Below are 11,286 nucleotides of genomic sequence, written 5' to 3'. Positions count from 1 at the left end.
ACTCCCTCGATAGAGCGTCCGACGTATCGCCAAGGGCGTCGAGTCTGCATGATTTCACCGGGTGAGAAGCATGCTGCGTAATCTTACCGAGCTGTTCACCTTGTTGACCAGAAAGCAGCGGAGGGGGCTGTTGTGGCTACAGCTGCTGGTAGTCTTGATGGCCTTTGCAGAGGTCACGGCGGTGGTAGCCTTTGGCCCTTTCATGGCGCTGGTCGGGGATATCGAGCGCCTGGATACTTCCTCTCCCCTGGTCAGGGTATACACGGAGCTGGGGTTCGAAGACCCCCTAAACTTCCTGTTCTGGATGGGACTTGCCGTACTGGGCGTGCTGGTACTGGCCTCATTTATTTCAATGTATACCGTCTGGAGACTCTCTGTCTATGGTCAACAGGTGGGCGCCGAGATAGGGATGCGGCTTTATCAGCACTACATGGGCAAACCGTGGTTATTTCATGCACAAGGAAGTAGTGCCCATTTGACCAGCAAGATTTCGCAGGAATGTACACGTATCACGGAAAAGGTTATTGCACCCTTGATGAAGATGAATGCCAGGGTCGTCATGGCAGTATTCATGATCGGTGCTGTCTTCCTTTATAATCCGGCAGTCGCGGCCACGGGTGTCCTGTTTTTCATTCTGGCGTATGTCTTCCTGTACATGACCGTCAGGAGGAGGTTGACCCGCTACGGGGTCTCCATATCCAGGACACAAAGCGAGCGCTTCAAGCTCATGGCGGAAGGGTTTGGTGGTGTGAAGGATGTTCTGGTGTTGGGGCGTCAGCCCGTCTTCAACGGTCGCTTCGCGACGGCGAGCCGCACCTTGGGACGTGCTCGTGGCGTGAGCAAGGCCCTGTCCGAGGTGCCGCGATATGCGATGGAACTCATCGCATTTACTTCGGTGATATTTCTCTTGATTTACCTGCTTAATACTTACGACGGAGACTTAGGGAAGATTCTTCCTCTGATATCGATATATGCCCTGGCTGGGATCAAGCTGCTTCCAGCGTTCCAGCAGATCTATGCCTGCATTTCCACCATAAAGAGTAACTTGTCGGCCTTTGATGCAATCCGGGAAGACCTCCTGGAGAGTCGTCATGCTGAGCCTGAAGTCCAGGAAGACGATAGGCTGCACGAATGTCTCGTGCCGAAGGCGTCCATATCCCTGCAAGACGTTACCTTCCATTATCCGGGAGACCGGCTGCCCGTCGTCGAGGGTATATCCCTGTCTGTACCGGCCAATACGGTCGTGGGCATCGTAGGGCCGTCCGGGGCGGGGAAATCCACTCTGATCGATATACTGCTAGGCCTGATCGTGCCGGACGAGGGTGTGGTGAGAATCGATGATGTGCCCTTGACCGACGAGAATCGCCGATCTTGGCAGAATTGCCTCGGCTTCGTATCTCAATCGATCTTCCTGGCCGATGCCTCGATAAGAGAGAATATCGCCTTCGGCCTGCCCCAGGACGAAATCGATCATGAGAGGGTCGAGCGCGCCGCTGAAATGGCACATCTCGGTTCTCTCTTGTCACAATTGCGTGACGGTTTGGACACCCGGGTGGGGGAAAGAGGCATCCAGCTTTCCGGCGGTCAGCGACAGCGGATCGGCATTGCCCGTGCGCTCTATGATGATGCCAAGGTACTGATTCTCGATGAGGCAACGAGCGCCCTCGATGGTATTACCGAGCAGGGGGTCATGGAGTCGATTCATGAGTTCAATGGCAGGAAGACGATTGTCATGATCGCACATCGGTTAACCACTGTGAAGCGATGCGATGTCATTTATGTCATCGAGGATGGTCATGTTTCCGATTGGGGGAGCTATGATGAGTTGAGTCGCCGAAACCTGATCTTTCAAAGAATGGCACATCATGGATAGTTCTTCATTAAGAAGGGAAAGCGGCTAGTCTGTAGTGCGTGCTTATGGCTGGCTTTTGAGTTGTCGAAAGTATCTAAAGTACGGGTTAAAAGGCATGGTCAAGAATATTGCCAGGCTCTTCTCCAGGGCGTTGTTGGGCCGTGCAGCCTACGAAAGGATTCAGTTCCGTCGTCATGTTGGATACTGGCCGAGGCTCAGCGCTCCCGTAAGCTTTAATGAGAAAATTTGCGCGAGAAAAATGGCGGGCGATACTCCCGAGGCCATCATACTTCAGGACAAGTGTGAAGTGAGAAGAGTTGTGAGTGAAAGGGTGGGCGACAGTTATCTGACCGAGCTGTTTGGTGTTCTTGATTCGCCAGAAGAACTGGATTATGAGGCCCTGCCAACTTCATTCGTCCTGAAAAGCAACAATGGGTGTGGTCCCAAGAGTATCTTGATCGTAGAAGACAAGTCGCATTGGAGTGAAAAGGCCTTGAGGCAGCGAGTGGCCAGTATCTTTGAGCGTAGTGAGAATTGTTTTGAACGGTTTTTCTATTATACCAATGAGTGGTGGTATGGGGAAATACCGACGCGGGTGATCATCGAGGAGTATCTGAACGAAGGAAGCGGGGGAGTGCCGCTGGATTACAAGTTTTTCGTCTTTCATGGAAGAGTGGCGTTCATCCAAGTGGATTTCGGTCGCTTTGTCAAGCATACGCGCACATTCTATGACAGGGACTGGGAGCGGCAGCCCTTCATACTAGGATTTCCCTCGGGCCCGGATGTCCATAAGCCGAAATGTCTGACGGATATGATCAGGGTGGCCGAAACTCTTGCCAACGGATATGAATTTCTGAGAGTCGATCTTTATGAAATCGATGATGACCGAGTTGTTTTTGGGGAGGTTACCTTTGCACCTGATCTTGGGCACGGGAGGTTTGAACCATTGGAGTGGGATAACAAATTAGGGAGTCTGTGGAGCTACAAGGCCATACGTAATGGTTGAGCCATGAAAAAAATATTAGATAACTATCTCTATAACAGGGCTGGCTTCAAAGCTTATGAACTTCTCCATAGCCCGCTACCCCCTATTGTATTCGATGTGATCGGGCCGCCAGGTGTAGGAAAATCTTTTTTCATTCAGGCGTTGATTTCGGGTGGCGTCATCAAGTACAGGTCTCATAGGTTTACAAAAGACGTGCGGTTATGCAGTGCCCGATCCAGGCTGCTGTCGCTGCTAGCATTGAATCGAGATGACCTGGAGGTGCTGAGGAGAAAATCCGCCAAGTTGCTCTACGACTTGAACATCATGTCTTCGGCATCGCGCTTGATAGTCGATGAGGGGGTTTGTCACCACTTTTCCAAGGAGTTGATACAGCTTTCAAGAACCTCCAGGGAGGACTTTTTGACCATCATGCGGGGGAGAGGTGTCATTAACCTGACTGCGCCACCGGACGTCATCACGAGACGAATCGCCATTCGTTACCGGCAGACTGGGAAAATTCTGAAGTATCATGAAGGAAAATCCGAATATGAACTTCAGGAGTTTAACTCGACGGCGCTGCAACAGCGTGACGAGTTATGTGGCCTGATGCGGGAAGTCGGTTGTCCGACGATCAGTATCGATGTCAGTGAGTCAAATTTCACACGCTCTTGGGTCAGGGGGTTCAAGGAAACGATGAGTGAAGTGGATGTCGGCATCAGGGGATGCCACTTGTAGCAAAGTCTCTTTGCCATGACGCGGTCCGGTCTTTTGCATAGGGCGAACGAGTTCACAATATGGATGATGACCTCATGCTGGCCCACTCATTGAGTGAAAGCAATACGCCTCGACTCGTCTGGCGCCTGCTTTTTCTCACTCTTCCGCTGGCGTTGACCACTCTGGTGGGGGCCCTCGATCCCGATATGGCCGCCTTCCTGGGGCTAGCCATGAGTGGCGGGCTCGCCGCCCTGTCTCCCATCTATGCCTTTCCGATGATCCTCTATGGCGTAGCCCTCAATAATCTGACATTCATAGCCGGGGTGCATTTCGGTTGGATGATCATCGCCGGCGGTACCCTAGGTAGCCTGGTGCACATCCTGTTACGACGTGAGGGGGTCAAGTTCAGCATCCTCTTCCTGGTGATGGTGATCAGCTTCATGCTGCTCGAGATCAATGGCGGCCTGCTGAGGGGAAGTGTGCGTCTCGACAGGCTGTTTGCTCTTGCCTTTCTGCTTGTATATCTCGGTTTGCTGACGAGTATGAACCTCTTCCATCTGCTGTACGGTGTCTTTGGTGATGATCCTCGAAAGGCCTTTGTCTATATGGTGGCATGTGTCGGAGTGGCGGTGGTGGCCAGCATCCTTACCATGCTCTCATCACAAGAGTTCAGCATGGCCCGCAGCGGCGAGCTCGGGCTGAGCATAGGCGATACCGAGTCCTCTCCCCGTTCCCTATCGAATATCCTCGGCGTCGTCGTGGTCACCAGTGTCATGTCAGCTGCATCACTATCCGCTAAGCCTCTCGACAAGATGATCTGGGTCAGCGTGGCGTTCGCCTCCTTCATGGGGATGGTCTATACCGGCTCCAGGATGCCCGTGGCATCCGTTGGCTTCGGAATCACCCTGGGGCTTATTGCCCATGTAGCATTTTCCGGAAGGTCTTCCAGGCCCATAAACTCGCTCTGGTTTCTAATATTCCTGGGTTTCGTGTATCTGTTGACCGAGTCGCTCTTGTCCATGGGGCCAGAAGTCTTGCCCTTTATCGGATCGCATGTTTCCGAGCTACGATTGCTTCGGCCCCCCGATATTGGATCCAACGTCAGGTTCGAGATGTGGGGTGCGTATCTTGCCGAAGTGAACTATCTTAAGCTCATTTTCGGAAGTGGTATCGGTGAACTGGGTAACCCCCACTCTCTATATATCGGAACCTTGGGAGCCTTTGGGCTAATAGGTTTGAGCCTTCTCTCGGCGTTCATTGTTTATTTCCTGATAAAGGCGATTAGCAATCGCTCCGCAGTAGCCGTGTCTATTATCGCCTATACCGTATTGGTACTGGCCAGTTCTTCGGACGTCGACAAGTCGTATTTTTGGGTCATGATGACCATCGCGATTATTTTCCTTCGTATCGATGCCGAGGCCATGCTTACTGATCCGGAATCACAGCCGCTGTCGAGAGGTGTGGCATGAGGGAATCGCTGGGGGTCATTTATCTTGCACTGGGTCGCCCATACTTATCCATGGCGTTGCTGTCGGCATCGTCTCTCCGAGACAGCAACCCCGACATGCCCTTTACCATGGTAACGAACGTGATGAGGGAGCCGCCGGTCGGCGATGTCTTCGAGGAGGAGCGGGATTCCTGGTTCTTCGTCGATGTGGATACCAAGGATAACCGACTTCTGAAAACTGATATCCTGAAGTATTGCCAGTATGAAAAGGTGATCTACCTGGATTGCGATACCTTCGTGCTGGGTGACTTGGGAAGTGCTGGGAAGATACTCGATTATTTCGATATTGGCATGCGATTGAAGAGGAAGCCTCAGAGGCGTGTCGGGAAGGGGGAGGTGGACGTTCTGGGGGGGATGAAGGTACAGGATCTGCCCCACTGGAATAGTGGTGTAATCCTGGCGCGAAACACTTCCCTCGCATGGCAGTTCTTTCAGGATTGGCACGATAAGTATGTCGAGCTAGGAAATTGCTATGACCAGGTGGCCCTGGTTCCCGTCGTCTTCCAGAGTCCGGCCAGGTTCCTCTCCCTGGAGGATCGCTGGAACGCCACCGACCCCGGCATCGGAAGGAAGGCCTGGAAGAAGGAGGTCATTGTTTATCACTATGCAACGAATATTTGTGATCGCTTGTTCAACCAGATAGTAAGCAAGGATCGACTCATCTTACCCGATCAGTACTCCGCCGAGGAAACGCCACGATTTCTGCGAAGGAAACGTCTGTTGAAACGCTCACAGATGTCATACTTTCGGTATCTGGCCATCAATGCACTCTGGCGGATCTCGTCTCCGATCGGTTCTTGATCGCGGGCATCGCCATTAGTTCACGGCAGGATCATGACGGTCATCTATGAGTTCTGCGGTCGGCCCGGAGCCGGCAAGACCCATGTGTGCCGCCTGCTGCTGGCCCATCTCCTTGACGCGACAGGAGATACCGGCGTGATGCCCATCCTGTCTCGGCGGCGTCCCTTCGTGAACCCCTTGCTCAAGCTGTGGGGTGCCGCGCATGGCGTGCTCTTTCGCACGGGACGAACCCTTGACCTTCTGCGCTATCGGCGAGCCGTGATATCGGCAACCGGTCTGTCCAGGGCCTTTTCCATTTACCTGAACGCGCTCTATCTCGACGACTGCCTGTCGAGAGGCATGGGCGACTACGATCTGGTACTCATCGACCAAGGCTTCATGCAGCTCTGTTGGAGTCTCCAGACGGAGGTGGGGCAAACGATAGCCAGGCGATTCTTGCATGATCTCTATGCCCCCTATGCGTCAGCGCCGCTCCACCTGGTATGGGTTCAGGCCTCACCGTCGGTGGTGGCCTATAACCTGTGCCAGCGTGACGACCTGCAGGGGACGATAGAGCCCCAGTGCCGTCGCTTCGACTCGGCGGGATTGCATCGACTGACCGGCGAGCTCCTGTCTCGCCGTGAATTATCTTTCGTCCATTTTCGCAACGACGCCGTGGACCGTATCGATATTGGTGCGCTTCTCCAGCGTCTGACAGCTTCAGGAGATAACCGTGGCCAGATGCATCATTAGACGCCCCCTGCTGGTGACCGCCATCACATCTCCCCTGAGTGCCACCCTGGTCCGTGGGCAATTACAGTTCATGAAGGCCAATGGGTTCAGGCCCATGTTGGTATCCTCGCCGGGGGAAAACGTCAGGGCGCTCGCGGCGACGGAAGGCATCGACCTTGTGGAGATCCCCATGGCGCGGACGCCACACCCGTTCAAGGATCTGGTGTCGTTAATCCGATTGATACACCTCTTCCTCCGGGTGCGGCCTGAGATCGTCAATGCGGGAACCCCGAAGGCCGGCTTGTTGTGCATGCTGGCAGCGGCGGCGACGTCGGTTCGGGTGAGGATCTATACGATACGGGGCTTTCGCCACGAGTCCATGACGGGGTGGCGGCGCCGTCTGATGGTAGGGGTGGAGCGCTTGACCTGCCTGGCATCGAACCGGGTGGTGTGCGTCAGTCGCAGCGTCGCCGACCTGGGCGTGAGGGAAAGCATCCTGGAGCCGAATGGCTTCCACGTACTGGGCCTGGGGAGCAGCAACGGCATCGACCTGGAGCGCTTCAACCCGCAGCGGAAGGACCTGATGGACCGCGATGACCTGCGCGCTACGCTCGGCCTGTCACCCCAGGACCGGGTCATTGGGTTCGTAGGACGCATCATTCGGCGCAAGGGGGTCGACGAACTCGTGGCGGCCTTTACGCGGCTGAAATCGCGGCACCCGGGCGTCAAGCTCCTGATCGTCGGGCCGCTCGAGAACGAGCAGCCGATCTCCGCCTGGACCCGTCAGCGCATTAACCTCGACGATGACATCCTCCATCTCGGCTACGTTCAGGGTGTCGAGCACTATTATCCGCTCATGGATCTGTTCGTGTTGCCGGCGTACTGGGAAGGGTTCGGTAATGTGTTGCTCGAGGCCGCCGCCATGGGGGTGCCGACCGTGGCCTGCGATGCTACGGGCTGTCGGGATGCCGTTTCGGATGGGGTCAGTGGGACCCTGGTGCCCGTGCAGGATGTCGAGGCCCTCGAGCAGGCGATGTGTCGCTACCTCGAGGATGATGCCTTGCGGGCCGGTCACGCCCGCAATGCTCCCCTGTGGGCGGCCCGCTTCGGCAATGTCGCGATCTGGTCCGGCCTTCTCGAGTTGTACCGGGCGTCGCTGGAGGATGCCGGACTCGGCGTCGCCGGTGCCGAGTAACCCGGTTGGCATCATGCGAGCTCGATCCTCCTTGACCTAGCGGAGTCGCCCATGCCTGCTCCCAGCTTTTCCCCTTGGCCAAGCTTCGGTGACGAGGAAGTCGGCGCCGTAGAGCGGGTCCTGCGCTCTAATCGTGTCAACTACTGGACGGGCGAGGAATGCCGGCACTTCGAGTTCGAATTCGCCGACTTCGTGGGCGTGGAGTACGCGATAGCCGTGTGCAATGGCACGGTCGCACTGGAGCTGGCCCTGAAGGGGCTTGGGATCGGGTCCGGTGATGAGGTGATCGTGACCGCGAGAAGTTTCATGGCCTCGACTTCCTGCATCGTGGCGGTGGGAGCCGTGCCCGTCTTCGCGGACGTGGATCCGGCGTCGCAGAATGTCACGGCCGCGACCATGGCGCCACTGATCACCTCCCGGACTCGCGCGGTAATCTCGGTGCATCTCGCGGGTTGGCCCTGCGAGATGGATGGGATCGTCGAACTGGCCGAGCGGCACGGCCTGTACGTCATCGAGGATTGCGCGCAGGCCCATGGCGCCATGTTCCGGGGGCGGAGCGTGGGGGGAATCGGCCACGTCGGATGCTGGTCCTTCTGCCAGGACAAGATCATGACCACCGGCGGTGAGGGGGGCATGGTCACTACCAGCGATGAAGCACTTTGGCGGCGCATGTGGGCCTACAAGGATCACGGCAAGTCCTGGGAGGCCGTCCATGCGACGACCGAGGATACCGGCTTCAAGTGGCTCCATGAGAGTTTCGGGTCCAACTTGCGCATGACCGAGATGCAGGCCGCCATCGGCCGAATCCAGCTGCGTCGATTGTCGGCTTGGAGGGCCAGGCGTCGTGCCAACGCCACCCGAATCTGGGACACCGCCGCGGACTGTCCCGGGCTGCGTGCTCCCGTGCCTCCTTCCCACCTGACGCATGCCGCCTACAAGTGCTATGTGTTCGTCGAGCCCTCCCGACTCAGAAGGGGGTGGGATCGCGAGCGTATCAGGCGAGCGATCAACGACCGTGGAGTGCCCTGCCTGGTGGGCAGCTGTGCGGAGATATATCGAGAGAAGGCGTTCGACGGGACAGGGTGGCGACCCTTGACCCCGTTGCCTGTGGCCAGGGCATTGGGTGAGACCAGCCTGATGTTTCTCTGCCATCCGACGCTGACCGAAGACGAGGTGCTCAGGAGCTGCGAGGTGCTGCGCGATGTCATGGGTGAGGCAGGGGAGCGTTGAGGAGGCGCGGAGCGTGAAAGACTATCGATGAAGCGGTCGTGCGTCATGTCGTATCTCACGGGAATCGCGGTGTGGTGGTGGTGGGCCCTGTTGCTCCCTTTTCCTCGAGGATGGTTGCCGGCGCTGATCCTGTTGTCGCTGCTGGCCTTGTGGCGGCCCGCGGAGCGGGTCGTGGCCCTGAAAGCCTCGGCCTGCTGGCCGGCGCTGGTGGTGATGCTGTTCGGACTGGTCTGGATGGCCATGGGGGCCTGGCATGGGGATGCGGGGCCGGCCTGGGCATTGACCTGGCCGTGCCTGCTGGCGTTGCCCGTCAGCCTGGCGCTGTCGTCGCCACGTCCTTCCATGGCCTGGCTATGGTCTGGCGTGGCGGTGGGCGGCGTGGCCAGTGGTGCCTGGGGGAGCATCCAACGCCTGCAGGGTGAGGCGCGGGCCGAGGGGCTGGGAAGCCTGGATGCCATCCTGTTCGGCAATCTTGCCTTGCTGCTGGGCCTGTGCTGTTTCGCGGGGCTGGGGTGGGCCCTGTCGCAACGCCGGCGACGCGGTTGGGGCGTTCTCTTGCTGGCCGGTGGGGTAGGCGGGCTCCTGGCCTCGTTGCTCTCGGGCACCCGGGGAGGCTGGGTGACGCTGCCACTCTTGCTGCCGGTGTTCTATGCCGGCTATGGCCACAGGGCGACTGCGCGCCAGCTGGTGGGGGGGCTCGGGCTGGTGCTGATCCTCGGCATGGGCGCCTATGCGGTGCCGCAGACGGGGATACAGGATCGGCTGCAACTGGGCATGGGCCATGTGTCCCGTTATCTGGACGGCGAGCGAGGGGTGGAGGTGGCCGCACGGGTGATGATCTGGCAGACGAGCCTCGAACTGATCGCCGCGCGGCCGCTGACCGGCTGGGGCGAGGAGGGGGCCTGGCAAGAACGCTCTCGGCGCTATCCCTCCTTGACCCGGTATCACCATGCCCACAACGATCTGCTCGAGGCTTGGGTGACGCGTGGTCTCCCCGGTGTGCTGGTCTTGATCGCACTCTACCTGCTACCCCTTCGACTCTTCTGGCCGGGATTGAGGGCCGGCGATCCAGCCCGTAAATCCCTGTCCGTCTGCGGTGTACTGTTGCCGGTAGCCTTCTTCGGTTTTGGCCTGAGCTACAGCTTTATGGCCTATCCCGTCGGTATCGCGGCTTATTGCGGCTGGCTCTTGGTGCTATGGGCGTATTGGCAGGGAAACGAGACGAAGGCATCGCAGGGGCTTTCCCCGCTAGCGAGGCGCCCGACCGGAAGGTGATCTCGAGATCCTGAAGAAGCCACTCGGAAGAGGAAGCGCCTAGATGTGTAAACCCACCAGGTTGTTCACGGAAAGTCCCAGCCGACTAATCGGAGGCTGATAATTCAGACTGGCATGTGGCCGATGCCAGTTGTACTGGTGGAGCCAGGCGGGCAGATGCTCGCCTCGTTGCTCTGAGCTCTGATAAGACCAGGCATAGGCCCATTCGCGCAGGGCGGTTTGAATGAACCGCTCTGCCTTGCCATTGGTACGGGGCGTAAAGGGGCGAGTGCGCTTGCGTTTCAGCCCTAATCGGCGGCACAGGCGGCGGAATGGCTTGGACTTGTAGCATCCGCCATTGTCGGTCAGTACCCGGCTAAAGTGGACCCCCAGACGCCTGTAGTACCGCACGGCCTGCAGCAGCGCACGGCAAGCGCTCCACTTGGTCTCATCCGGCAGGATGGTGCTGAAGGCCACTCGCGAGTGGTCGTCGATGGCCACATGGACGTACTCCCAGCCAGCGCCTCGTGTGTTCTGCTGGCGATTGCCGGTGACACGATGCCCTGGGCGCTCGAAGCGGCCGAGCTTCTTGATGTCCAGGTGCAGGAGCTCTCCCGGGGCGTCATGCTCGTAGCGGTTCTCGAGAGGAGCGGGCGCCAAGACCGAGAGACGATTCAGCCCCTCGCGCTCAAGGAGTCGCGCGACCGTACTGTGTCCGATGCCCACCTGTTCGGCAATCTGGCGGTAGGTCTGGCGCTGCCGGCGGCGTGCGATGACCTGCGCGCGGATCGCGTCTGGGGTCTCATGAGGACAACGGCATGGGCGAGAAGAACGGTCCAGGAGACCGGCCTCGCCCTCGTCCCTGTAACGGCGTACCCACTTGTAGACCGTCCGCACACTGACGCCTTGCGCCTGGGCCACCTCCGCTGGCCGAAGCCCTTCCCTGATGACTCGGCGGACCAGCAGGGCTCGACCATGCACTGTGAGACGGGCATTCTTATGGGTGTTCATCCGGGCCTCCTGGAGGTTGGTTTGGG

10 protein-coding genes are annotated in these 11,286 nt (G+C 58.1%); 9 read left to right on the top strand and 1 reads right to left on the bottom strand.

Features of this window, described 5'->3' with window-relative positions; all coding sequences use genetic code 11:
• Window positions 1-70 precede the first annotated feature (70 nt).
• From BEI_RS10680 to BEI_RS10640, 9 genes are all read left to right on the top strand, one after another.
• Entirely contained in the window at window positions 71-1,873 is a 1,803-nt protein-coding gene (locus tag BEI_RS10680; protein ID WP_097789513.1) for an ABC transporter ATP-binding protein, read from the top strand.
• A gap of 94 nt (window positions 1,874-1,967) precedes the next feature.
• Window positions 1,968-2,858 carry an ATP-grasp fold amidoligase family protein gene (locus BEI_RS10675; protein WP_097789512.1) on the top strand — a complete coding sequence of 297 codons (891 nt, stop codon included), beginning with the start codon at window positions 1,968-1,970 and terminating at the stop codon, window positions 2,856-2,858.
• Window positions 2,859-2,861: 3 nt separating this feature from the next.
• Window positions 2,862-3,572 (top strand): AAA family ATPase, encoded by a 711-nt coding sequence (locus BEI_RS18985; protein WP_153045784.1) that lies wholly within the window; start codon window positions 2,862-2,864, stop codon window positions 3,570-3,572.
• Window positions 3,573-3,631: 59 nt separating this feature from the next.
• Complete coding sequence (locus BEI_RS10665) at window positions 3,632-5,020, top strand: hypothetical protein (protein ID WP_097789510.1); 1,389 nt, start codon at window positions 3,632-3,634, stop codon at window positions 5,018-5,020.
• Entirely contained in the window at window positions 5,017-5,859 is an 843-nt protein-coding gene (locus BEI_RS10660; RefSeq protein WP_097789509.1) for a glycosyltransferase family protein, read from the top strand. Before BEI_RS10665 ends, BEI_RS10660 begins: the two co-directional genes overlap by 4 nt.
• A gap of 33 nt (window positions 5,860-5,892) precedes the next feature.
• A complete protein-coding gene (locus BEI_RS10655) occupies window positions 5,893-6,591 on the top strand; it encodes a hypothetical protein (protein WP_097789508.1) in 699 nt (232 codons plus the stop codon).
• Window positions 6,572-7,765: a glycosyltransferase family 4 protein gene (locus BEI_RS10650; protein ID WP_097789507.1), complete on the top strand. Its 1,194-nt coding sequence runs from the start codon at window positions 6,572-6,574 to the stop codon at window positions 7,763-7,765. Before BEI_RS10655 ends, BEI_RS10650 begins: the two co-directional genes overlap by 20 nt.
• A 51-nt stretch (window positions 7,766-7,816) precedes the next feature.
• Entirely contained in the window at window positions 7,817-8,995 is a 1,179-nt protein-coding gene (locus BEI_RS10645; RefSeq protein ID WP_097789506.1) for a DegT/DnrJ/EryC1/StrS family aminotransferase, read from the top strand.
• A 114-nt stretch (window positions 8,996-9,109) separates the two neighbouring features.
• The gene (locus BEI_RS10640) at window positions 9,110-10,270 is read left to right on the top strand and encodes an O-antigen ligase family protein (RefSeq protein WP_193765093.1); all 1,161 of its coding nucleotides are present in this window, start codon (window positions 9,110-9,112) and stop codon (window positions 10,268-10,270) included.
• Between the two features lie 39 nt (window positions 10,271-10,309).
• Here BEI_RS10640 and BEI_RS10635 read toward each other — a convergent pair whose 3' ends face one another.
• On the bottom strand, window positions 10,310-11,260 hold the full coding sequence (locus tag BEI_RS10635) for an IS481 family transposase (protein WP_097787867.1): 951 nt from the start codon (window positions 11,258-11,260) through the stop codon (window positions 10,310-10,312).
• Between the last annotated feature and the right edge of the window lie 26 nt (window positions 11,261-11,286).

The organism is Halomonas beimenensis (genome assembly GCF_002549795.1).
In the GTDB taxonomy this organism is placed as follows: domain Bacteria; phylum Pseudomonadota; class Gammaproteobacteria; order Pseudomonadales; family Halomonadaceae; genus Halomonas; species Halomonas beimenensis.
The sequence above is the reverse complement of the archived record's forward strand: the minus strand, read 5'-3'. Positions and strand labels throughout refer to the sequence as shown.